Source organism: Phyllobacterium sp. MT110 (assembly GCF_058792715.1).
The window spans coordinates 604,373-625,212 of record NZ_JBXAFE010000001.1; the positions used below are offsets into that span (position 1 = coordinate 604,373).

Genomic DNA, 20,840 nt, shown 5'->3' on the forward strand with positions numbered 1-20,840 from the left:
AAAGCCGGGCAGGAAACTGCCCGGCTTTTTTGTTGTTCGGGATTTACTTCGGCAGAAGCGCCGCAAGCTCGGGATGCAGTTCTTCGAACCGCTTCTGCCAGCGCTTGAGTTTCGAACGGCCCTTTTCCCATTTGCCTTCGAACCGCAGGGTCGCATAGGCGAGGGCGGCGGCCAGCGCGATATGGCCGCCATGCAGCTTCTTGCCGAGGCGCGGCGGCGCCGCATTGAGATAGTCGAGCACGCGGATCGCTTTGGTCCACTGCCAGTCGAGCCACGGCTGATGGATTTTTTCTTCCGGATGGAAGCGCCGCTCATAGACATGGGCAAGCAGGACATCGCACAGGCCGTCCGCAACGGATTCCAGCTGTTCCGCCTCCAGCCGCTTTTCGGCATTGCGCGGGAAAATCTTGTTGCCCGACACGCGGTTGAAATACTGGGTGATGACGCGGCTGTCGTAGAGCGCTTTGCCGTCGTCGAGAATGAGTGTCGGAATCTTGCCGAGCGGATTGGCGTTGATCAGTTCGGCCGGGGCCGTATTGGTGTCCACGAGAACACTTTCAATCGGAATGCCGGCGTAATGGGCGACCATGCGCACCTTGGTGCTGTAGGGCGAGGCGGGGGAATACAGAACTTTCGTCACGATGACGCTCCTCGGTTGACGATTCGATGGCGAACGGTAAACGCCCGGCGGGTTTTCGCAAAGCGGTCAGATCAGATTGACAACACCCCCCTCTGTCCTACCGGACATCTCCCCCACAAGGGGGGAGATCAGCCTTCACTATCGTTTCATCCAATCTTGAACGGTTGAATGTTGCCTGAAATCATTGATGTCGATGTGATCTCCCCCCTTGTGGGGGAGATGGGCGGCAGCCCAGAGGGGGGTGATCGGCAGTTCTACCGCGTTCCCGGCATATCGACCGACCGCCGGCGGCAGGAGGAGCGGTCAACCTCCGGGCAGCTGCGGAACTGCAGGTCCTTGGTCAGGCAGACGCGCACCTCACGCAGGTATGTGCTGTCGCAGGTGACGGAGACCGCATCCCGCGTCATTCCCGGATTGGCCGCGACAAAGGCCTGTTCGACAAGCTGCGGATTGACGGGCGCCCGCTGGGTGGGCTGGCTGTAGGCGGACGGGACGACGACGCGCGATACCGCCTGCCGCATCACGGAAAAATAATCTTTCTGCGTCAATCCGGTGCAGGTGCCGTGCTTGCGCCATTCGTAGGTGACGAGCCCGGCGGACGGCATGATGTCGGAAATCTGCCTGGCCTGGCTGAACGGCACGTCGCGCGGCTCGTCGGTGGTGCAGTCCTGCGGATAGCCCTGTTCATATTGTGGCCAGAGCCCGTGCACGACGAAGCCGTAGGGGCGGCCGGTCGAACATTGCTGCCGGTTGGCATTCGAGCCCTCGGCGGCGCAATAGCTGGGCGACCAGGACAATGCGAGAACGTAGAAATCAAAACCGGTGCCCGCCGGTACGGATGCTGCGGGCGCGCCGGTTGTCTGGCGTTCGCCCGCGGCAATCACCTCGGGCGTCTGTTGCGGAACAAGACTTTCGCGCGGCTGCTGCTCACGCAGATAGGTCAGTACCGACACGCCAAGAAGCGCTGCAAACAGGGCGTAGCGCGCCAGGCTGCCGAGCTGCATCAGCGGTCACGGATCATTTCAGGCTGCGGCAGCTGCCATTGTAAACGTTCCAGCGGTCGAACCCGGCCACGCAGAACTCGACATTGTTGCCGATGGAAGCATAACCCAAGCCTTCCTCGACCACGTACCAGACCGGACGCTGCCTGCCGTCGGAGAGATGGGCGGTCGCCTGGCAATAATAGCGCGGAACGGCGGACATTTCGGGATTGCGGCTCGGCTCATAGCGCTGCTGATGAACGTCGCTGAAATCCTGGATCGCCACCTGCTGCAGGCCCGGGACGTGATGCACCTGATAGGAGAACCGGTTGACGATGCGATTGAGGACGCCGGATTTGCCGCAGGTATCGTCATAGGTCTGGCTGGGCGCGCGTTGCAGGTAATCGGCGGAAAACGCCGGAACGGCGGACGAAATTGCCAATGCAGCGCCAAGGGTCGTGGCGAGAAGGGTGGAAACGCGTGCCATAGGGGTCACTCTCCATGAGGTATCGATTTGCGACCAATGTCGGACAGCCGATGCGCGCGGTCAAGCACCAACTTGCTCGCCGCGGATCCAATCGAGGGTGAAACCGGCATTCTGCCCGTCACTGAGGACTTTTGACAACGCCGGGAAAACGCTGCGCAGCTCGCCCTCCAGCGTGAAAGGCGGATTGACGATGATCATGCCGGTGCCATCCAGCCGCGGTTCCGGCGAGGGCGCTCGAATCATCAGCTCCGCGCGCAGGATTTTGGCAATGCCGGTATCATGCAGGAGGGAGGCGAAACGCTTGACCTCCTGCCGGTCCTTGACCGGGTACCAGAAGGCATAGGTGCCGCCGGCAAAACGCCGGTGCGCCTTGACCAGGCCTTCCGCCAGACGGTCGAATTCGCCGCCGATTTCAAACGGCGGGTCGACAAGGATGAGGCCGCGCTTTTCCTTGGGCGGCAGGTGGGCGCCCAGTGCCAGCCAGCCGTCCAGCTGTGTCACGCGCACCTGCACGTCGCCTTCGAACAGCTCGGCAAGGAGCCGGGCATCGTCCGGATGCAGTTCGAGTGCCGACAGCCGGTCCTGCTTGCGCAGCAGGTGCCGCACGATCAGCGGCGAACCGGGATAGTGGCGGATGGCGCCATCGGGATTTTCGGCGCGCACAATATCCAGATAGGGCTGGATGAGACCGGCGACATCCGTATCCAGTTTGGCCTCGAGCAGGCGGCCGATGCCGCTCTGCCATTCGCCTGTCTTGCCCGCTTCCGTTCCCTTGAGATCATAGCGGCCGATACCCGCATGGGTATCGATGACGCGAAAGCCATGGTCCTTGCGCTGCATATAGAGCACAATCCGCGTCAGGATAATGTGTTTGACGACATCGGCGAAATTGCCGGCGTGATAGGCGTGACGGTAGTTCATGGCCCTGCTTGTTTCACGATGTTGGTGCTATCGCAAGCATCTCGCTATGCTGATTGTCAAATTGATTCCCGAAGGTCTTCCGATGACAAAACTTCTCGCCATGTCCGGCAGCCTGCGCGCCGTTTCCATGAACAAGTCGGTGCTGGAGGCCTGCAGTCAATTGGTGCCCGCCGGTGTCAGCGTGGCGCTTTATGCGGGGCTGGCGGGGTTGCCGCCGTTCAATCCCGATCTCGACGGCGACAACCCGCCCAAGAAGATTGTGGCGTTGCGCAAACGGGTCGGTGCGGCGGATGGTCTGATCATTTCCTGCCCGGAATATGCCCATGGCATTCCCGGCAGCTTCAAGAACATGCTGGATTGGCTCGTGTCGTGCATCGAATTCCCGGGAAAGCCGGTACTTCTGATCAATACTTCGCCGCACTCGGAGCGCATCACGCCGCTTCTCATGGAAGTCCTGATGACGATGTCGGCGCATGTGGTCACAAGTGCGTCGCTCACCCTGCCGCTCAAGGGCAAGAAGCTGGACGCGGACGGCATCGCCAAAAGCGCGGAATTCGGTGCGCCGCTGCGCGCCGGTCTTGCCAGTTTTGTCGACGGCATCAATGCCGTTTAGAACTTCTCACTTTAAAGATGAGATTATCGAATTTGCCTTATGACCCAAATGTGTCATTGAGCGCGGGGAGCACGCGCATTTCGGGCGTGCCGAGGTCTGATCATGTCCGGAACGGTTGTTCTCATTGTCCTGTTTGCCGCATTCCTGCATGCAAGCTGGAATGCTGTCGTCAAATCCGAGGGCGATAAATTCCTCAACACCGTCGTGGTCGTGACTTCGGCGGGGGTGATCGCCATGGTCTGCCTGCCGTTCCTGCCGGTACCGGCGCGCGAAAGCTGGCCGTTTCTGGCGGCATCGGGCGTGGTCCAGCTCATCTATCTCGCGCTTGTCGCGGCGGCCTACCGCAGCGGCGACATGAGCCAGGCCTATCCCATCATGCGCGGCACGGCGCCGCTGTTCGTCGCCATTGCCAGCGGTCCGCTGGTCGGCGAGTTCCTGTCGGCGCAGAAATGGTCGGGCATTGCCCTGATCTGCTGCGGCGTGCTGGTGCTGGCGCTGGAGGCGCGGCGGCGGGCAGGGGCCAACCGCGCCACGACGGTCTTTGCTTTGATCAATGCTTTGGTCATCGCCACCTATACCCTGATCGACGGCATCGGCGTCCGGCATTCCGGCGCACCGGCGGCCTATACGATGTGGGTTTTCACCCTCAACGCCATTCCCCTGTTTCTCTGGACCGTCGTGACCCGCAAGGGCGAGCTCTGGCCGCATTTCCTCAAGCGGACGCGGCTGGCCACGGTCGGCGGCGTCGGCACGCTCGGCTCCTACGGTCTTGCCCTGTGGGCGATGACCATGGCGCCGGTCGCAGCCGTTGCCGCCTTGCGTGAAACGTCGATCCTGTTTGCCGTGGCCATTTCCGCGCTGGTTCTCAAGGAGAATATCGGCGCCAAGCGCCTGATCGCCGTGGCGCTGATCGCCGCAGGCGCCGCCGTGATGCGTCTCGCCTGACGCCTATTTCGGCACCATGTCGAAATAGGGTTTTGCCTCTTCCAGGGCGCGGGCAAAGGATGGCCGGTTCATCAGGCGATCGCGATAAGCGGTCAGCACGGGATATCCTTCGCCGATCGGCACGGCCATGTCGCCATAGAAAAGCGCGGGGGAAGCGGCGCAGTCCGCCATCGTATAGGCGTTGCCTGCCGCCCACGTCCGGCCTTTGAGACGGTCCTCGAGCACATCATAGGCGGTTCGCAGCTTCTGTCTGGCATGTTCAACGCCCAGCGCATCGTTCTGGCCCGCGGGACGCAGCCTGTCGGTGACGACCTTCTGCATCGGCACGTGCACGTGCAGATCGAAGAAGCGGTCGTAGAAGCGCGTTTCCAGTGCCGGCTCCCGCCCGGAGGGCAAAAGCGGCGTCCTGCCAGGAAAATGCTCGGCGAGGTATTCGATGATGATGCTGGATTCAGGAACGGTCTGGCCCCGGGCTTCGTCGCGCAAGACCGGAAACTGCCGGATGGGCCACATCTTGCGGAATTCGGCGCTTGCCTCTTCGTTCATGAAATCGACCATGCAGGGCTCGAAGGGCGTGTCGTTCTCGTACAGCGCGGTCAGCACTTTCATGCAGAACGACGATAGCGGGTGAAAATACAGTTTCAGTGACATTTCGGGGCTCCCATGCAAAGCTTGATCAGTATTCAATACTAAAGTGATTGCTTAAGTATCAAGTCCGCTCGCCAGCGTCAAGCGCGGTCGCGACATTTTGCGTCTGCAGCAGCTATCCAGCCCATTCCGGCGGCGCGAAAACTGCGCTATGGATAGGCCATGAACAAAGCTGTCATTCTCCGCACCGGCCATTCGGCCTGTCCTCACGATTGCCCTTCGACCTGCGCGCTGGATGTCGAGGTGCTCGATTCCGGCCAGATCGGACGCGTGCGCGGCGCCAAGGACAACACCTATACCGCCGGTGTCATCTGCGCCAAGGTTGCCCGCTATGCCGAGCGCATCCACCATCCCGACCGGCTGCTGAAACCGCTTGTCCGCGGCGGCTCCAAGGGCGAGGGCGTGTGGAAAGAGGCAAGCTGGGATGCGGCGCTTGATCTGGTCGCTGAATGCTTCCTCAAGGCCGAAGCGGAATACGGCTCACAAAGCATCTGGCCCTATATCTATGCCGGTACGATGGGGCTGGTGCAGCGCGATTCCATGCACCGCCTGCGGCACGCCAAGAAATATTCCAACCAGTTCGACAGTTTTTGCACCAACATGGCCTGGACCGGGTTTTTCGCCGGGACCGGCAAGCTTGGCGGCGTCGATCCGCGCGAAATGGCCAAGTCCGATTGCGTGGTGATCTGGGGCACCAATGCGGCGGCCACGCAGGTCAATGTGATGACCCATGCGGTGCGCGCCCGCAAGGAGCGCGGCGCCAAGATCGTTGCCATCGACATCTATGAAAACGCCACCGTGCGGCAGGCGGATCTCGGCCTGGTGCTGAAGCCGGGCACCGACGGGGCGCTGGCTTGCGCCGTCATGCACGTGCTGTTCCGCGACGGTCTTGCCGATTGGGACTATCTCAATGCCTATACGGACGATCCAAAGGGACTGGAAGCGCATCTTGCCGACCGCACGCCGGAATGGGCGGCGGCGCTGACCGGCCTGACGGTCGCGGAGATCGAAGAATTCGCCCGACTGGTCGGCACGACAAAGAAGACGTTCTTCCGGCTTGGCTACGGTTTCACCCGCCAGCGCAACGGCGCGGTGAACATGCATGCGGCCCTGTCCATTGCGGCCGTCACCGGTGCCTGGAAGCATGAGGGCGGCGGGGCATTTCACTCCAATTCCGGCATTTTCCGCATGGACAAGCGGGAAATCGAAGGTCAGGCGTTCAAGGATTCCACCGTTCGCCATATCGACCAGTCCAAAATCGGGCTGGCGCTGAACGGCGACAAGGATGCGCTCTATGGCGGGCCGCCCGTCATGGCGATGCTGATCCAGAACACCAATCCGGCCAATGTCGCGCCGCAGCAGCGCCTGATCAAGCAGGGCATGCTGCGCGAGGACCTGTTCATGGTCGTGCACGAGCAGTTCATGACCGACACGGCAAAGCTGGCCGACGTGGTGCTGCCGGCCACCATGTTCATGGAGCATGACGATATCTATCGCGGCGGCGGCCAGCAGCATATCGTGCTCGGCCCCAAGCTGATCGACGGTCCGGGCGAAACGCGGCCCAATCTCTACGTCATCAACGAACTGGCAAAACGCCTCGGCGTCGGCGACCTGCCGGGCTTCGATCTCGATGCCCGGACGCTGATCGACCATATGATGGCGGCGAGCAATCTGCCGGGCTATGACGTGCTGAAGGAAATCCGCTGGCTCGATGTGCAGCCGGACTACGAAACCGCGCATTACGCGAACGGTTTCAACTGGCCCGACGGCAAATTCCGCTTCAAGCCGGATTGGACCGGCAGTCCGTCGCCGAACCGTCCACCGCAGTCCATGGGCACGCAGGGACCGTTCGCGACTCTGCCGCAATGGCCGGATTATTGGGAAGCCATCGAAGTCGCGGATGCAAAACATCCGTTCCGTCTGGGCACGTCACCCGCGCATAATTTCCTCAACTCGACCTTTGCCGAAACACCGACCTCGATGCTGAAAGAGGGCCGCCCGGAACTGCTGATACATCCCGACGATGCAGCGACGCTCGGCATCGAAGAAGGCATGCGTGTCGAAATCGGCAATGAACGCGGCGAGGTGGTGGTGCATGCCCGCCTGAATGCCGGTCTCAAGCGCGGCGTTGTGATCTCGGAAGGCCTGTTCCGCAATTCGGCATTCGAGCGCGGCGAGGGCATCAATGTCCTGACGGGCTCGGATGCGTCGGCGCCCTATGGCGGCGCAGCCTTCCACGACAGCAAGGTTTGGGTTCGCCCGGCAATGAATTGATTTTATTGATATTTTTGACTGTTTTTTGAATCTGCAATTTTGATTATCTATACATTTTGACAACTATGGTTTACAATACTGATGAAGAACTTTCTGGAAACAGAGGTGTTCACCGCGTGGCTTGAAAAATTGCGGGATGGCCGTGCGCGCGTGCGAATAGTGGAAAGATTGCGCCGGTTCTCCGGCGGTAACCCCGGCGACGTCAAAGCCGTGGGTGAAGGTGTGAGTGAACTCCGAATTGACTATGGGCCCGGCTATCGAGTCTATTTTTGCGTGCGTGGCGATATCGTCATCATTCTGCTCTGCGGCGGTGACAAAGCCTCGCAAGATCGGGATATCAAAAGAGCAAAAGTATTGGCGCGGGAATTCAAGGAGCGTAGATCATGACCAAGCTGCGGAAATTTGATCCGGTGCGGTATCTCGATTCCGACGACATGATTGAGGAATATCTGCTGGCAGCGTGTGAGGGCGGAGATGCCTCCCATATTGCCCGTGCGCTGGGCGATGTGGCCCGTGCACGGGGTATCAGCGAGCTTGCCCGCAAAACCGGGCTTACGCGTCAGGCGCTTTACAAAGCCTTGAGCGGTGAGGGTAATCCGGAACTGGCGACGATTACCAAAGTCGCCGACGCGCTTGGACTGCAACTGAAAATTGTGCCTGCGACAAAGAACAAGAAGGACGCTGCGTAAGCAGCGGCGTCACGCGATCAATCGCTGAAAACTGTCCGCCCGTCCTGCATGACGGCCTTGCCGGATGCCACCTGCGCCAGGGCGCGGGCATAGGTCTCGTGCTCCACGGACAGCACCCGCAATGCAAGACTGTCTGATGTATCGCCGTTGAGCACCGGCACGGCGGTCTGGGCGATGATCGGTCCCTCATCCATGCCCGCCGTGACGAAGTGCACGGTGCAGCCATGCACGCGAACACCGGCTTCAAGCGCCTGTTCATGCGTGTGCAGGCCCTTGAACAGCGGCAAGAGCGACGGGTGGATATTGATCATCCGGCCTTCCCAGGTCTGAACGAACTCCGCCGACATCAACCGCATGTAACCGGCGAGACAGACGATTTCCGCTCCCGCTGCACGCAGGGCAGCGGAGACGGCGGCCTCATGCGCCTGCTTTGTCGGATAATCGCGGTGCGCAATGGCATGGGCCGCAATGCCGTGCGCCTTTGCCGTTTCCAGCCCGCCGGCATCAATCTTGTTGGCAATCACGGCGACGATCTCGGCGGGATAGTCAGCCGCCTTCGCCGCTTCAATCAGAGCGGTCATATTGGAGCCGCGGCCCGAAATCAGGACCGCGACGCGCTTCTTGTGGGCTGCGCTGCTCACAGCGCCAGGTTGCCCTGATAGACAACGCCGCTGTCGGCACGGGCAACCATGGTGCCAAGGCGCACGGCATCCTCGCCCTGCGCCTTCAGCGCAGCGAGCACAGCATCGGCATTTTCGGGGGCGACAACGGCGATCATGCCGATACCGCAATTGAACGTGCGCAGCATTTCATCGCGCGCGACGCCGCCGACCTTGGCCAGCCAGGAGAAGACCGGCGGCACCGCGATGGCGGAAAGATCGATGCTGGCGGTCAGGTCCTTTGGCAGAACGCGGGGAATATTGTCGGGGAAGCCGCCGCCGGTGATGTGGGCAAGCGCCTTGATGGCATTGGTTTCGCGGATCGCCGCCAGAAGCGGCTTCACATAGATGCGGGTCGGCGTCAGCAGCGCCTGTCCGAGCGATGTGCCCGGCTTGAAGGGTGCATCGGCATCCCAGCCAAGACCGGACAGCTCGACAATACGGCGGACAAGCGAAAAGCCGTTGGAATGAACGCCCGAGGAGGCAAGGCCGAGAATGACATCGCCTTCGGCCACATCGCCCGACGGCAGCAGCTGGTTGCGTTCGGCGGCGCCAACGGCAAAGCCGGCAAGATCGTAATCGCCATCGCGGTACATGCCCGGCATTTCAGCGGTTTCACCGCCGATCAGCGCGCATCCGGCCTGCAGGCAGCCCTCGGCGATGCCGCTGACAATGGCCGCGCCCTGATCCGGGTCGAGCTTGCCGGTGGCAAAATAGTCGAGGAAGAACAGCGGTTCCGCGCCCTGAACCACCAGATCGTTGACGCACATGGCGACGAGATCGATGCCGACCGTGTCATGCACGCCCGCATCGATGGCGATCTTCAGCTTGGTGCCGACGCCGTCATTGGCGGCAACGAGGACCGGATCGGTAAAACCGGCGGCTTTCAGGTCGAACAGGCCGCCAAAACCACCGATCTCGCCATCGGCACCGGGACGGCGCGTCGAGCGCACGATCGGCTTGATCTTTTCGACAAGCAGATTGCCGGCATCGATATCGACGCCTGCCTGCGCATAGGTGAGGCCATTTTTGATCGTCATTGTCAGCTCCGGATTGTTGCTGGCGAAATGGCACGACTCCGCCGTCGCTGCAAGCTCTGAGTGCCCCAAGCCGGGTGAAAACACCAGATATCGACAGTTTGGCCGCCGGAAAGGGGTTGAGCAATACCGCTGCTGCGTCCATCTAGAGCGTAACAATAGAAAATGCGAGGAAGCCGGCCGAGTGACAATTCCCAATTACATCACCATCTTCCGCTTCATCCTCGTGCCGTTCATCGTCATGGCGCTGCTGTCCGGTTCCGTCGGTGCGGCGCTTGTCGGTTTCGTCATCGCCGGCGTTTCCGATGGTGTCGATGGCTACATCGCCCGGCGCTACGACCAGCGTTCGGAACTGGGCGCCTATCTCGATCCCATGGCCGACAAGCTGCTGCTGGTCACCCTGTTCGTCGTTCTCGGGTTTCTCAACGAGCTGCCGGTCTGGCTGGTTGTCATCGTTGTTTCGCGTGACATCCTCATTATCAGTGCGGTGCTGCTGTCGACGGTGATGGCCAATCCGGTGGAAATGCGCCCGCTGTTCGTGTCCAAGGCGAACACGGCGCTGCAGATCGTGCTGGTGGCGTTTACGCTGGCTGATATGACCTTCCAATTTTCGTTCGGCGCGGGGCGGACGATTCTGGTATGGATGGTTGCACTCTTGACCGCAGCGTCCTCCACTGCCTATCTCGTGGCATGGACACAACACATGGCTGGCTATGAGCAAAACCGTAAGCAAGACGAAGGCGACACCACCGGCCGAACGTGACATCCACGTGGATGTGCAGGTGAACACGCTGGCAACCGCCGTGCGGCGTCAGGCGTTTTTCTGGACCGGCGCCGTGGTGTTCCTGGCGCTGTTCCTCTACATTTTCTCGTCGATCCTGCTGCCCTTCGTGGCCGGGCTCGTGCTTGCCTACTTCCTTGATCCCGTCGCCGACCGGCTGGAACGTCTGGGCATGTCGCGCCTTCTGGCAACCATCGTCATCCTGATCCTGTTCCTGGTGACCTTTGCGCTGCTGCTGATGATCCTCGTGCCGATCTTGGCATCGCAGATGACCGATTTCATCGCCCGCCTGCCGAGCTATGTCGCCCGGTTGCAGGAACTGATCGCCAACCGCGATTCCCAGTGGCTGAAGGATTTCATCGGCGTCGATGCATCCGTCATCCGCAACAGCCTCGATTCCCTGCTGCAGCAGGGTGCCGGTTTCCTGTCCACTCTGCTGCAGTCGATCTGGAGCTCGGGCAAGACGCTTATCGATGTCGCGGCGCTGTTCGTCGTCACGCCCGTCGTGGCATTCTACATGCTGCTCGATTGGGACCGCATGGTGCAGAGCATCGACAACCTGACGCCGCGCGACCATGTGCAGACGGTGCGCGAAATCGCCCGCGACATGAACAAGGCCATCGCCGGCTTCGTGCGCGGGCAGGGCACGGTGTGCCTGCTGCTCGGCATGATCTATGCGGTGGGGCTGACCATCGTCGGGCTGAATTTCGGGCTGCTGATCGGGCTGTTTGCCGGCCTCATCAGTTTCATCCCCTATGTCGGTTCGCTGGTCGGGCTGGTGCTGGCGATCGGCGTGGCGCTGGTGCAGTTCTGGCCGGACTATTTCTATGTGGGTGCCGTGGCCGTGGTGTTCTTCATCGGCCAGTTCTTCGAGGGCAATATTCTCCAGCCGAAACTGGTGGGATCCTCCGTCGGGCTGCATCCGGTCTGGCTGATGTTCGCGCTGTTTGCCTTCGGCTCGCTCATGGGCTTCACCGGCATGCTGATCGCCGTGCCGACGGCTGCGGCCATGGGTGTTCTCGTGCGCTTTGTCATCGGCCGTTACCGGCAATCCCCGCTCTACACAGGCGATTACAGCAAAAGCGGGCGGTCCAAAGAAATCCGGTGACATCCGGGCGGCATTGACTGTATTTCACCTGACATGACCGATGCACCGCGACAACTGCCGCTCGATCTTGGCCATGAGCCGGGATATTCGCGCGACGACCTGATTGTCACCGCCTCCAACATGGCGGCGGTGGACATTGTCGACCGCTGGCCCGGCTGGATTTCTCCCGTCGTCATTCTGGCCGGGCCGACCGGGTCGGGCAAGACGCATCTGGCGGCCGTCTGGAAGGCCGAATCGGAGGCAACTGTCATCGATGCCGCGCATATCGGCGATGCCTCGGGCAGGACCGGTCCGTTCCTGATCGACGCCATCGGCGACGGTCCGATCGATGAAGCCGGGCTTTTCCATCTGATCAACAGCGTGCGCCAGAGCGGATCGAGCCTGCTGATGACGTCACGCCGCTGGCCGGGCACCTGGCCGGTAAAACTGCCTGACCTTGCTTCGCGCCTGAAGGCGGCAACGACGGTGGAGATCGGCGAGCCGGATGACATGCTCCTGTCCGGGGTGATGTACAAGCTCTTTGCCGACCGGCAGATCGCTGTCGATCCCAATGTGATCAGCTTTCTGGTCAGCCACATCGAGCGGTCGCTGTCCACGGCCAGCCGCATCGTCGAGCGTCTTGACCGCGCGGCACTGGAGAAGAAATCGAAAATCACCCGCGCGCTGGCCGCCAGCGTTGTTACGGCCCTCGACGAGGGGCAGGCGACCTTCGATCTTTAAAGCGTCCGGGCTTCCGCGCTCTGAATTGCTTTGACGCGGAAAGCGTCAATGGTTCTTGATGGCGTTGAGAAAGATGGCGGCGATCTTGCTCAGATGGTGGTCGCCGTCTTCGTGATAGGCCTGCCGGCCGGCGGTGGAAATCGCGTTGAACAGCTGGTTGCCCTCGCTGTCGAGCGCAAGCGTATCCCTGACAATTTTGGCAATGTCGCCGCGCGGCTGGATTTTCCGGGCGAGATAATCGGCCAGCAGTTTCTGCTGCCGCGGGCGATCATCGGTGATGGCGCTGAAGATGCCCCAGACAAACCAGGTTTCACCGACCTGCATGTCGTCATCGCTGATCTGGTGCATCTGCTGCTCCCGCAGTTTCGCCTTCTGGGTATCGGCGATGCTTTGGGCCAGGTCGAATGCTGCCGAATCTGTGATCTCGATATGTGCTGACATGATGAAACTCCAACGGTTTGAAATATGCGCCGGCATGGAAAACAAGGCTGGCGACGGGCGTTCCCTGCAAAACCAGTCCCGGGGGATTGAACCCGGATCAAGGACGTATCTTCAACGTGGCACATCGGCCCGTCAAAGGCTGGTGTGTTCGAGCAGCAGGGAGTGTTCCAAAGTCGGACGTTACAATCAAGCCATTTGTCGCCACTGGCCGCAGGGGCGGCCTACGTCTGGTTTTTCTGCATTGTGATCAAGATGGAGTTTGTCCAAACCGGCGGTGCACTCCGGGAGTTGCGAAATGAGATTGGGGGCCGGGATGGGCAACATTGATTGCTGTATTGCATCATCAGTATGAGCAGCACGGAGTAATGAATACTGAATTCTTCAACGGGGCGCAAAACATCGGGAATTTCGGCTGTGCTTTGATCATCAATAAATTGTGATTGCAGTTTGTATTGCGGTTAATATATCAGTTTTACTGGATGGGGATTCGGGGGAATCCATGAATGAAGATAATTCTTTCCCTGACGTAAGTTTTACTTACGTCGGAAACCATTGGTTTTATGGGAGATTGATCGGTTCATGCTAGGCCTCTTTGTCTCCATGATTTGTTGTAACGGTATCATAGGGAACAATGAAAAATCATCTCCTTGTAGCTGGCACCGGGCGTGCTGGGACAAGCCTTCTCGTCAGATATCTTGATGCGCTAGGTCTGGAAACTCATATCACCAAAGCAGATGGTCAAACAGTATTGTTTGAAGATGCCAATGCGGGCTTGGAAGATCTTATTCTCCACGGCGGTGAGAACCTGCCTTATGTTGTGAAATCTCCTTGGCTGTACCAATTTGCAGATGAGGTGCTTGAAAACAAAGACATTAAACTTGATGGCGTCATAATTCCGATTCGTAATCTTGTGGAAGCGGCAAGCAGCAGGACCATTCTGGAACTGCAGAACCTCCACCGTACCCAAGAATGGATGGCCGACGAGAGTAAAACCTGGGACGCATGGGGGAGTGCACCTGGAGGTACGGTTTTTTCACTGAATCCTTTGGATCAAGCCCGGCTCCTCGCCGTGGGATTCCATCAGCTTTTGGACAAGCTGACGAATGCTGGGGTTCCAATTTATCTTTTGGCTTTTCCTCGCTTTACCCGAGATCCGGAATATCTCTTTTCAGTCCTTCGAGGGTGTTTGCCAGCATCAGTAAATTTCGACCAAGTGAAGCTGGTGAGCGAGAGCATTGTTGAGCCGGAAAAAGTTCGTGTCGGGTCGGAAATGGCGTCCCAGTTTCCGGTATCAGTTCCGGCGCAATCAGCCGATGAATATCCGTCACTGGAGCAATTGGATAATGTTGCGCTGCGACGAGAGATCAGAAGACTGAGACGCCTCGAAGTGGCGGCCAGGCAGGATTTGGCGCAGGCGCACTCGGCACAACAAACGCTGCAAGGCGAACTGGACAACCTTCAAACCGCTTTGGTCGAAAAAGAGCGCAACGCGCTGGAAGCGCAATCCGCTACGATATCCCGGTTGGCTGCAACCGTTGCCGACCTTGAAGACAGCTTGAGTTCCATCCAATCGAGTACGTCATGGTCAATCACTCGGCCCCTTCGCAAAGCAGCAACCTTGGTGAAAAAGCTCGGACGTTGAGTGTAGGCCGGCACCCGTCCACAGCGACGGTGCAATCAAGCCAGTTGTCATCGAATCATATGCTTCAGCTCGTCTCCCGCAAATGGGGTTGTGGGGCAGGGAGGAACATCAGCAGAACATTCCCGGCGCTTTTCCCGGGCTTTCGGTTCCGTACCCCGCCGTGGCAAAGCTTTTGTTCCGTTTGCGGGCTTTTCTTTGATTTCGCTATTGCGTTCCGGAATCAAAAACTCTAGGGAAGCCAACGTTGAACATGATACGGAGCGTAGCGCAGCCTGGTAGCGCATCTGGTTTGGGACCAGAGGGTCGGGAGTTCGAATCTCTCCGCTCCGACCATTTCAACCGATGATGCTGCTGGTACTGAACCGAAGCCTGTACTATATCGGGATTTCAGACAAAGGGATTTCTTCTAATGGCAGCACGTATTTACCGCCCCGCAAAAACAGCAATGCAGTCCGGCAAGGCCAAGACCGAAAGCTGGATGCTGGAATTCGAGCCGGAACAGCCGCGCAAGGTTGAGCCGCTGATGGGCTATACGTCATCGCGCGACATGAAGAGCCAGATCCGCCTGTCCTTCGAAACGAAGGAAGAGGCAATCGCCTACGCACAGAAGAACGGCATTGCCTATTCGGTGCAGGAACCCAAGGAAACAAGACGGCGCGTTGTCTCCTATTCGGAAAACTTCCGCTTTGACCGCAAGCAGCCCTGGACACACTGATTCTTCGACGTTTGGCCTTGTTTGCAGTTTGTTCGGATTTCCCGGCGATACTGTGTTCGCCGGTGTAAAACTGGTCCCGTAGCTCAGCTGGATAGAGCACCGGCCTTCTAAGCCGACGGTCGCTGGTTCGAATCCAGCCGGGATCGCCACTTACCAAAGAGAACCAGTTCTGTTTACCGGATAGCGAGGCAATCCGGCCGTTGGTCTGATGCAAACCAACAAGCTTTCATGGAGGCCGGTCGAAGCAGGAAAGGTCTTAGCCGCCGAGTTCGGCAACTTTCTTGCGAAGCTCCAATACTTCCTCCACCAGCGTGCTGACAACGTCCTTGAGAAACGCCACCTTGTGCTCCGGATCGTCAACAGTGTTGATAAGTTCGAGAGCAGCGGGCAGAGAGTCAATCTCATCGGATCTGTTGTTGTCACCCACGTTTCTTCTCCCACGTTTTTGGGAGACAGAACAACATGGTCCAAATCGGGAAATCAAGGTGACAACGATGTCCCTGTCTGTGTGTCGCGCCCAGCGCCGAAGCCGTGTCGGCCGGTCAGTTTGACATCTATCGTCTGTGTCCGCCACCGTTACCACCGCCACCGCCACCGCCACCGTGACCACCGCCACCGTGACCCCCCCCACCACCACGGGAGCTTCCCTTGCCCGGGTTGCCGCTCTTTGCCTTTCCGCTTTCCTTGGCGACGCTTTTGCGGGGCCCGCCAAAACTCAATCCGAATCGCGCTGCGTCCGCTGTGCTGACAAGCACAACGCTTGATAGGGTAAGGGCGGATATGGCGATAACGAGTATTTTCATCATTTTCGTTGCAATCCAAACAGGTGAAAAGTTGCACGAAATCGAGATTGCTATGGCCGCCGTGTCAATGCAATTGTTGTTAAAATGACCACAAAATTGCGCAAAACATGATCTTTCCGGTGAAGTGAACACGTCCTGAAACCGCGCAGCCGCCTGCGGGGCCTGTCGTCAACGCTATTCCCCGGAGAAGCCGGCTGCGCGGCAAGGCCATGGGAATGTGCGTTTACTCCAATTCTCAATGCTGCGTTTTTCGTCCTTTGCCTTCGCGATCTGTCTTGCGGTGATTGAATGGCACCGCTTAGCTTGATCTGCGATTGATTGGAGATGCTCTGAATGCTTGAAACCACGGCTTCTGTGCGAAATCAAAAGGTTGCCTATAATTTCAGAACACCCGACACGTTGGAGGCAACACCCGTCGCTGTTAAGCGGATCCTCGTTGTCGGATCGTGCATGGCAGCGGGTCTGTTCCACTACGCCCATGTCATTTTCAAGGGCGCGGAAGTCGATCATGTCCTGTACAACTATCCCGGTGACCTGGCAGAACCGCCGCATCCAATCGAAGAATATGCCTTCCAGCTTATACATTTGCCGTTGCGGACGATTGTGCCGGAAACCATGCTTTCGGATATACCGCACACCAGCGAGGAACCGTTCAAGGAAAAACTGCGGGAGTGCGAGCAGCGTTTGATCCAAACGTTTACGGGCGCGCTGGCGTTTACAGAAAACACCAAGCTCATGACCTTCGTTTCCGAATATTTCATACCGCAGCAGAACCACATGGGGCGGCTTCTGCCGCGCTATGACCTGCGCAACCCCACCTATTTCGTCGAGCAGTTGAATCGCAAACTGCATGAGCTGGCGCGGGAACAAGGGGCACATATGGTCCAGGCCGATGCCATCGCGCAGACATTCGGCCGAAAGTTCATTCAAGAGGATCTCGTCTGGAACTGGTCGCATGCCAGCTATGCCAATGACTGGGATTCCATCCACGACACAACCCGCATTGTCCAGCCAACCAAACTCACCAGCCTTTACCCGATCAACATAGAAGATTTCATCTTCGGGTTTTGGAGCGAGATACATGCCATGTATCGGACGCTCACCCAGCAAGACAGCGTGAAGCTGGTCATCCTTGATCTGGACGATACGCTCTGGCGCGGGGTTGTCGCGGAAGAAGGCATACACAATCGCGTTCTCCTGGAAGGATGGCCGCTCGGCCTGATCGAAGCCCTGAAATTTCTCAAGCAGCGCGGTATCGTCCTGGCGATCGTCAGCAAGAATGACGAAGCGACAATCCTCGACTTGTGGCCTCAGTTCCTGAAGCACAGACTGAATATCGATGACTTCGCGGTCCGGAAAATAAACTGGCGGCCAAAAGCGGAAAACATCCAGGATATTCTCAGAGAAACCAATCTCTTGCCGAAGAACGCTCTCTTCATAGACGATAATCCCGTTGAGCGGGAAAGCGTGCAAGCGGCATTTCCGGCCATGCGGATACTTGGCGACGAATTGTATTCGATCCGCCGCACATTGCTTTGGGCCCCGGAAACGCAGGTTCCGTACGTCACGCAGGAGTCAAGCAGGCGCACCGAGATGATCCAGGCTCAGGTGCAGCGGGAAACCGCGAAGGCCGTCATGACCCGGGAAGAGTTCCTGGCTTCCCTCGACGTTTCCGTCGGCATTCGCCCGATCAACACCATAGAGGACGAACGTTTTCCACGCGCGCTGGAACTGCTCAACAAATCCAACCAGTTCAACACCACGGGCAAGCGCTGGACCATCGGTGAATGTCAGCAGGCCTTTCTCTCGGGTGCCGTCTTCGAGACTTTCGAAGTCGGCGACAAATACACCGACTATGGTCTGGTGGGAATCGCCATTGTCAGGGATCACATCATCATCCAGTTCGTGATGAGTTGCCGGGTGGTTGGCCTTGGCGTCGAGCAGGCGGTTATCGCCGGGCTTGCCGCAAACCACCTTGCCCTGAAGGGCATCTACACGCCGACCGAAGCCAACGGCCTATGCCGCGACCTGTACCAGAAATGCGGGTTTGCATTGGATGGCGGCTTGTGGACGCTGCGGGACAATACCGTCACAGCCCCGCCGCACGTCAAATTCCGCGAGATGTCAGCTTAGGCTCCCGGCGACCCTTGTTGAGCTGGGGCCGACCAACGAAACGACCGGCCGCACGTGATCGACAGCACCACGGTTCGGGGGGCCTCACAGGCTCCCGGTACAATTCGAGATGAACGACGTGTCCAAGGCTTGCTTTGCGGCGGCAAAAAACATGAGTGTTGAGAAGTCCGGCATATCGTTTTCCTTCGAGTTTACCGGAATTCCTGTCTAGCATTTGTGCGTTGATTGACAAGGGGTTGGCTCGCAGTTCCTGCAAAGACAGCCATGGACGCTTTTTGCCCAATAATACCGGTCTGATCCGGGATTTCCGTCACGCTCACGTCACGCCGGTTTTGATGATATGTCCATGACTGGCAACGTTGTTCTGTTGCCCGTCAATAATTCAAATATGCCGGAAACGACACTGCCACAACACGTTCCCTGAGAAGAACGAAATCCAAGCTCCCATCGGGTGCAGGGAGTTGGGTCAATTGACTTATCGATGGAAGGAAGTGCTGCAAAATCCTGTTCCAGACACACTTTACCCCACCGTCTTTCGGGATGGTGGGGTTTTTACAGCGCCAGCTTTCCCCGCTCAATGCCGTCACCCTGGAGTTTAGAATGTATTCGATTGATCCGCAGCCCTATCAAGCCAGTGCTTGGAAGTATATCGGCGTTGTCCTGTTCCTGGCGGCACTGTCATTTGGCCTCGGCCGATATTATGCGGCAACAAGAACTGCAGCAGAAGCGGGCGTTCATCGTTTGAATGCCGAGCAGCAAGATAAAATCACATTGCAGAGGGTGAATTAAATGGACCCAGTGGGGGTGCGCAACATGGTTGCATCGCTCCCATCCACATAAAACCGATCGTCCCCAGGCGCTGGAATACGCGCTTCTCCAACCCTTGATCATCAATTTCGGTTTACACGGCCGGAATAAACTCTCGCTTTGGAATAATTGTCCTTCAATCTTTAATATTCTGGTCTATCCTCAGCAACGAGGGTGGGCACATGGAGACAAAACAGAGTATTGAAGAGGCAACAAGAGTTCTCAAACTCTCACACGCCATGCGTTACAGATATTTCATCAAGAAAGCGGTTGAGACCTACAAAGTATACACCATCAACCTTGGTTCGAATTATCTCATTCTCAATGACCCGGCCGGGACATCGATGTGTTGCCCGCTCTGGCCGGATGCCATCTTTGCGGAGCTGTGGCTGGGGCCGCTGGACCGCGGTACCGGCTTGCATATCAAAACCGAAATCGTTGAGATGGAACTTGACGCGGTGCTGAAAGATTTTCTGCCGGCATTGCGGCAACGCGGACTTAAAGTCGGGATCTGCTTCGATCAGGCAAGCGACGGACGCATCGAGTCCGTTCACAAGGTGATTGCCGATATCAGGCATGAGATCCAGACGGGGTTTTCCTACCTGAAACCATAAGGGCAGCCCCCGCCGCACCGAACTGGCGTCCCATTCAGCGGCGCCGCAGAAAGATGAAGAAAATCAGGATGACAACAATGAGCGGAACGCCCAGCCACCATAAAACTGCTGCTGTAAGCATCGTATGACCTCCAATTGCATGGGGTAAACGGCGGCGGGCGTGAGAGGTTCCGCAGCACTTTTTGGCGATCCGATCATTCGCCGCGTCAAGTCCCGCAGGACAGTGCTGTTGAAAATGCGGGTGCCAATTCCTTTGCCGGGTTGTGCCGGACCGCTAGCTCGCGGTTTTGACGGCTTTGTGCCCGCTTGTTTCGAGGATGGATATCCGGAAAAACACGGGTTCAAGCGGACGCTCTGCATCGCGAATGACCGTCTTTGTGTACCCTGGTTGCCACCATTCGGCGGATGCACTCAGAAGATGGTGCGCGGTCGCGCGCGCGTCGACATGGGACGGATCGTTCGACAGTTCTTCGTACAGCCCGTTGACGATCACGCTTTGCCAGCGATTGGTTGCGTCAATCTCATCGAACGCGACACAGACGTGCGGATTGTTGCGCATCCATTCGACCTTTCGGCCGACCGTTGTAAAAGAATAGAGAAAGACGGAGTGATAGGCGAATCTGAGCGGAACGATATAGGGGTGATCATCCCTGGAGCAGGCCAGGCGGCCAATGCTCGCGCGGCTCAGCAAGGCATTGATCTCCGCCTTCGTCATCTCATTAATGATCATCGAGGTTGCTCCTGGACTTCTTGAACAGGCGGACTGCCGCCGCGATAATTATTGAGGGCGCTTTGTTCGTTGTCAAACAGGTGAATGACTTTGGCTGCGCAATGTGAAGCCCTGCGCAGTTTGCGCGGATGCAGGGGAGGCGTGGGTTGGCCAGCCTTCATGCTTGCGTGTTCACGCAAACGAGGTGATCGGTACAAGGGCCTGCGCGCTTGTCGTCTCAGGTTTTGTTGATACGACCGCGGCCGTGCCTGAACAGCATCACACCGAGATCGACCTGAACGACCTGACCGCTCTCTTGCTGGCCGGTGTGATCCGGGTGCAGAGCCGCGCCCGGTTGCTCCGGGTTGCTGCGGGCGTGCTGTTCCAGCCGCGCAGCCAATTCGGGGTGCAGACCCTCGCCGCGTCGGGCGGCCATTGCATGCAAAGCATTCAAGAGAGACAACATTGAACTCA

25 protein-coding genes and 2 tRNA genes are annotated in these 20,840 nt (G+C 58.4%); 16 read left to right on the top strand and 11 right to left on the bottom strand.

All coding sequences use genetic code 11. The annotated features are described in order from the left end of the window. Positions 1 to 43: 43 nt before the first annotated feature. The 4 genes from AC1Q5O_RS02995 to AC1Q5O_RS03010 all read right to left on the bottom strand — a co-directional run bounded on the left by AC1Q5O_RS02995 (position 44) and on the right by AC1Q5O_RS03010 (position 3,028). The gene (locus AC1Q5O_RS02995; RefSeq protein ID WP_492561854.1) at positions 44 to 640 is read right to left on the bottom strand and encodes a glutathione S-transferase N-terminal domain-containing protein; all 597 of its coding nucleotides are present in this window, start codon (positions 638 to 640) and stop codon (positions 44 to 46) included. Positions 641 to 894: 254 nt separating this feature from the next. Then, the gene (locus AC1Q5O_RS03000; protein ID WP_492561855.1) at positions 895 to 1,644 is read right to left on the bottom strand and encodes a ribonuclease T2 family protein; all 750 of its coding nucleotides are present in this window, start codon (positions 1,642 to 1,644) and stop codon (positions 895 to 897) included. Positions 1,645 to 1,657: 13 nt separating this feature from the next. Then, positions 1,658 to 2,107, bottom strand: a complete 450-nt coding sequence (locus tag AC1Q5O_RS03005) for a hypothetical protein (RefSeq protein WP_223611220.1) — start codon at positions 2,105 to 2,107, stop codon at positions 1,658 to 1,660. 60 nt (positions 2,108 to 2,167) lie between these two features. Next, on the bottom strand, positions 2,168 to 3,028 hold the full coding sequence (locus tag AC1Q5O_RS03010; protein ID WP_492561856.1) for a 23S rRNA (adenine(2030)-N(6))-methyltransferase RlmJ: 861 nt from the start codon (positions 3,026 to 3,028) through the stop codon (positions 2,168 to 2,170). Positions 3,029 to 3,110: 82 nt separating this feature from the next. Between AC1Q5O_RS03010 and AC1Q5O_RS03015 the strand changes: the two genes are divergently transcribed. Together AC1Q5O_RS03015 and AC1Q5O_RS03020 are read left to right on the top strand one after the other, a co-directional pair. After that, positions 3,111 to 3,641: an NADPH-dependent FMN reductase gene (locus tag AC1Q5O_RS03015; protein WP_492561857.1), complete on the top strand. Its 531-nt coding sequence runs from the start codon at positions 3,111 to 3,113 to the stop codon at positions 3,639 to 3,641. Between the two features lie 102 nt (positions 3,642 to 3,743). Next, positions 3,744 to 4,586, top strand: coding sequence for an EamA family transporter (locus AC1Q5O_RS03020; protein ID WP_492561858.1), 843 nt, complete (start codon positions 3,744 to 3,746; stop codon positions 4,584 to 4,586). A 3-nt stretch (positions 4,587 to 4,589) separates the two neighbouring features. On the opposite strand, the gene AC1Q5O_RS03025 is transcribed toward AC1Q5O_RS03020, so the two are convergent. Then, entirely contained in the window at positions 4,590 to 5,237 is a 648-nt protein-coding gene (locus AC1Q5O_RS03025) for a glutathione S-transferase family protein (protein WP_492561859.1), read from the bottom strand. 159 nt (positions 5,238 to 5,396) lie between these two features. Here AC1Q5O_RS03025 and AC1Q5O_RS03030 point away from each other — a divergent pair, with 159 nt between their 5' ends. The 3 genes from AC1Q5O_RS03030 (at position 5,397) to AC1Q5O_RS03040 (ending at position 8,197) form a co-directional block, all read left to right on the top strand. Beyond that, complete coding sequence (locus tag AC1Q5O_RS03030) at positions 5,397 to 7,508, top strand: molybdopterin-containing oxidoreductase family protein (protein WP_492561860.1); 2,112 nt, start codon at positions 5,397 to 5,399, stop codon at positions 7,506 to 7,508. An 81-nt stretch (positions 7,509 to 7,589) separates the two neighbouring features. Beyond that, a complete protein-coding gene (locus AC1Q5O_RS03035; RefSeq protein WP_492561861.1) occupies positions 7,590 to 7,895 on the top strand; it encodes a type II toxin-antitoxin system RelE/ParE family toxin in 306 nt (101 codons plus the stop codon). Then, complete coding sequence (locus AC1Q5O_RS03040; protein WP_492561862.1) at positions 7,892 to 8,197, top strand: addiction module antidote protein; 306 nt, start codon at positions 7,892 to 7,894, stop codon at positions 8,195 to 8,197. The genes AC1Q5O_RS03035 and AC1Q5O_RS03040 overlap by 4 nt, the downstream gene beginning before the upstream one ends. Positions 8,198 to 8,214: 17 nt before the next feature. Here the strand turns inward: AC1Q5O_RS03040 and purN are convergent, their stop codons facing one another. Beyond that, complete coding sequence (purN, locus tag AC1Q5O_RS03045) at positions 8,215 to 8,838, bottom strand: phosphoribosylglycinamide formyltransferase (protein ID WP_492561863.1); 624 nt, start codon at positions 8,836 to 8,838, stop codon at positions 8,215 to 8,217. Beyond that, the gene (gene purM, locus AC1Q5O_RS03050) at positions 8,835 to 9,896 is read right to left on the bottom strand and encodes a phosphoribosylformylglycinamidine cyclo-ligase (protein WP_492561864.1); all 1,062 of its coding nucleotides are present in this window, start codon (positions 9,894 to 9,896) and stop codon (positions 8,835 to 8,837) included. The genes purN and purM overlap by 4 nt, the downstream gene beginning before the upstream one ends. A gap of 181 nt (positions 9,897 to 10,077) precedes the next feature. Between purM and AC1Q5O_RS03055 the strand changes: the two genes are divergently transcribed. The 3 genes from AC1Q5O_RS03055 to hdaA are packed head-to-tail and all read left to right on the top strand — an operon-like array spanning position 10,078 to position 12,502. Next, positions 10,078 to 10,656 (top strand): CDP-alcohol phosphatidyltransferase family protein, encoded by a 579-nt coding sequence (locus tag AC1Q5O_RS03055; protein ID WP_492561865.1) that lies wholly within the window; start codon positions 10,078 to 10,080, stop codon positions 10,654 to 10,656. After that, on the top strand, positions 10,607 to 11,782 hold the full coding sequence (locus tag AC1Q5O_RS03060; protein WP_492561866.1) for an AI-2E family transporter: 1,176 nt from the start codon (positions 10,607 to 10,609) through the stop codon (positions 11,780 to 11,782). Before AC1Q5O_RS03055 ends, AC1Q5O_RS03060 begins: the two co-directional genes overlap by 50 nt. Before the next feature lie 33 nt (positions 11,783 to 11,815). Beyond that, on the top strand, positions 11,816 to 12,502 hold the full coding sequence (hdaA, locus tag AC1Q5O_RS03065) for a DnaA regulatory inactivator HdaA (RefSeq protein WP_492561867.1): 687 nt from the start codon (positions 11,816 to 11,818) through the stop codon (positions 12,500 to 12,502). 45 nt (positions 12,503 to 12,547) lie between these two features. On the opposite strand, the gene AC1Q5O_RS03070 is transcribed toward hdaA, so the two are convergent. Continuing rightward, complete coding sequence (locus AC1Q5O_RS03070; protein WP_223611209.1) at positions 12,548 to 12,943, bottom strand: hypothetical protein; 396 nt, start codon at positions 12,941 to 12,943, stop codon at positions 12,548 to 12,550. A 631-nt stretch (positions 12,944 to 13,574) separates the two neighbouring features. On the opposite strand from AC1Q5O_RS03070, the gene AC1Q5O_RS03075 reads away from it, so the two are divergent. The 4 genes from AC1Q5O_RS03075 (at position 13,575) to AC1Q5O_RS03090 (ending at position 15,449) form a co-directional block, all read left to right on the top strand. Beyond that, entirely contained in the window at positions 13,575 to 14,585 is a 1,011-nt protein-coding gene (locus AC1Q5O_RS03075; protein ID WP_492561868.1) for a hypothetical protein, read from the top strand. Between the two features lie 256 nt (positions 14,586 to 14,841). Then, positions 14,842 to 14,918, top strand: a tRNA-Pro gene (locus AC1Q5O_RS03080). Positions 14,919 to 14,994: 76 nt separating this feature from the next. Next, the gene (locus AC1Q5O_RS03085; RefSeq protein ID WP_105735719.1) at positions 14,995 to 15,300 is read left to right on the top strand and encodes an ETC complex I subunit; all 306 of its coding nucleotides are present in this window, start codon (positions 14,995 to 14,997) and stop codon (positions 15,298 to 15,300) included. A gap of 72 nt (positions 15,301 to 15,372) precedes the next feature. Beyond that, positions 15,373 to 15,449: transfer RNA gene (locus AC1Q5O_RS03090), tRNA-Arg, on the top strand. Positions 15,450 to 15,556: 107 nt separating this feature from the next. On the opposite strand, the gene AC1Q5O_RS03095 is transcribed toward AC1Q5O_RS03090, so the two are convergent. Beyond that, the gene (locus AC1Q5O_RS03095; RefSeq protein WP_223615674.1) at positions 15,557 to 15,727 is read right to left on the bottom strand and encodes a hypothetical protein; all 171 of its coding nucleotides are present in this window, start codon (positions 15,725 to 15,727) and stop codon (positions 15,557 to 15,559) included. A 221-nt stretch (positions 15,728 to 15,948) separates the two neighbouring features. On the opposite strand from AC1Q5O_RS03095, the gene AC1Q5O_RS03100 reads away from it, so the two are divergent. The 4 genes from AC1Q5O_RS03100 to AC1Q5O_RS03115 all read left to right on the top strand — a co-directional run bounded on the left by AC1Q5O_RS03100 (position 15,949) and on the right by AC1Q5O_RS03115 (position 19,657). Next, on the top strand, positions 15,949 to 16,191 hold the full coding sequence (locus AC1Q5O_RS03100) for a hypothetical protein (RefSeq protein WP_492561869.1): 243 nt from the start codon (positions 15,949 to 15,951) through the stop codon (positions 16,189 to 16,191). Between the two features lie 362 nt (positions 16,192 to 16,553). Next, a complete protein-coding gene (locus AC1Q5O_RS03105; RefSeq protein WP_492561870.1) occupies positions 16,554 to 18,236 on the top strand; it encodes an HAD-IIIC family phosphatase in 1,683 nt (560 codons plus the stop codon). Positions 18,237 to 18,836: 600 nt separating this feature from the next. Continuing rightward, positions 18,837 to 19,025: a hypothetical protein gene (locus tag AC1Q5O_RS03110; protein ID WP_464659883.1), complete on the top strand. Its 189-nt coding sequence runs from the start codon at positions 18,837 to 18,839 to the stop codon at positions 19,023 to 19,025. Between the two features lie 200 nt (positions 19,026 to 19,225). Further along, a complete protein-coding gene (locus AC1Q5O_RS03115) occupies positions 19,226 to 19,657 on the top strand; it encodes a DUF2750 domain-containing protein (RefSeq protein WP_464659885.1) in 432 nt (143 codons plus the stop codon). 274 nt (positions 19,658 to 19,931) lie between these two features. On the opposite strand, the gene AC1Q5O_RS03120 is transcribed toward AC1Q5O_RS03115, so the two are convergent. After that, a complete protein-coding gene (locus AC1Q5O_RS03120; RefSeq protein WP_223615679.1) occupies positions 19,932 to 20,387 on the bottom strand; it encodes a pyridoxamine 5'-phosphate oxidase family protein in 456 nt (151 codons plus the stop codon). A 217-nt stretch (positions 20,388 to 20,604) separates the two neighbouring features. Continuing rightward, entirely contained in the window at positions 20,605 to 20,832 is a 228-nt protein-coding gene (locus AC1Q5O_RS03125; RefSeq protein ID WP_492561871.1) for a hypothetical protein, read from the bottom strand. Positions 20,833 to 20,840: the final 8 nt, after the last annotated feature.

Bases quoted from the DNA above. Each gene is read 5' to 3' on its own strand.
- AC1Q5O_RS03000 (WP_492561855.1), bottom strand. From the start codon at position 1,644: ATGCAGCTCGGCAGCCTGGCGCGCTACGCCCTGTTTGCAGCGCTTCTT.
- AC1Q5O_RS03005 (WP_223611220.1), bottom strand. From the start codon at position 2,107: ATGGCACGCGTTTCCACCCTTCTCGCCACGACCCTTGGCGCTGCATTG.
- AC1Q5O_RS03010 (WP_492561856.1), bottom strand. From the start codon at position 3,028: ATGAACTACCGTCACGCCTATCACGCCGGCAATTTCGCCGATGTCGTC.
- AC1Q5O_RS03015 (WP_492561857.1), top strand. From the start codon at position 3,111: ATGACAAAACTTCTCGCCATGTCCGGCAGCCTGCGCGCCGTTTCCATG.
- AC1Q5O_RS03020 (WP_492561858.1), top strand. From the start codon at position 3,744: ATGTCCGGAACGGTTGTTCTCATTGTCCTGTTTGCCGCATTCCTGCAT.
- AC1Q5O_RS03025 (WP_492561859.1), bottom strand. From the start codon at position 5,237: ATGTCACTGAAACTGTATTTTCACCCGCTATCGTCGTTCTGCATGAAA.
- AC1Q5O_RS03030 (WP_492561860.1), top strand. From the start codon at position 5,397: ATGAACAAAGCTGTCATTCTCCGCACCGGCCATTCGGCCTGTCCTCAC.
- AC1Q5O_RS03035 (WP_492561861.1), top strand. From the start codon at position 7,590: ATGAAGAACTTTCTGGAAACAGAGGTGTTCACCGCGTGGCTTGAAAAA.
- AC1Q5O_RS03040 (WP_492561862.1), top strand. From the start codon at position 7,892: ATGACCAAGCTGCGGAAATTTGATCCGGTGCGGTATCTCGATTCCGAC.
- purM (WP_492561864.1), bottom strand. From the start codon at position 9,896: ATGACGATCAAAAATGGCCTCACCTATGCGCAGGCAGGCGTCGATATC.
- AC1Q5O_RS03060 (WP_492561866.1), top strand. From the start codon at position 10,607: ATGAGCAAAACCGTAAGCAAGACGAAGGCGACACCACCGGCCGAACGT.
- hdaA (WP_492561867.1), top strand. From the start codon at position 11,816: ATGACCGATGCACCGCGACAACTGCCGCTCGATCTTGGCCATGAGCCG.
- AC1Q5O_RS03070 (WP_223611209.1), bottom strand. From the start codon at position 12,943: ATGTCAGCACATATCGAGATCACAGATTCGGCAGCATTCGACCTGGCC.
- AC1Q5O_RS03075 (WP_492561868.1), top strand. From the start codon at position 13,575: ATGAAAAATCATCTCCTTGTAGCTGGCACCGGGCGTGCTGGGACAAGC.
- AC1Q5O_RS03085 (WP_105735719.1), top strand. From the start codon at position 14,995: ATGGCAGCACGTATTTACCGCCCCGCAAAAACAGCAATGCAGTCCGGC.
- AC1Q5O_RS03105 (WP_492561870.1), top strand. From the start codon at position 16,554: ATGGCAGCGGGTCTGTTCCACTACGCCCATGTCATTTTCAAGGGCGCG.
- AC1Q5O_RS03110 (WP_464659883.1), top strand. From the start codon at position 18,837: ATGTATTCGATTGATCCGCAGCCCTATCAAGCCAGTGCTTGGAAGTAT.
- AC1Q5O_RS03115 (WP_464659885.1), top strand. From the start codon at position 19,226: ATGGAGACAAAACAGAGTATTGAAGAGGCAACAAGAGTTCTCAAACTC.
- AC1Q5O_RS03120 (WP_223615679.1), bottom strand. From the start codon at position 20,387: ATGATCATTAATGAGATGACGAAGGCGGAGATCAATGCCTTGCTGAGC.
- AC1Q5O_RS03125 (WP_492561871.1), bottom strand. From the start codon at position 20,832: ATGTTGTCTCTCTTGAATGCTTTGCATGCAATGGCCGCCCGACGCGGC.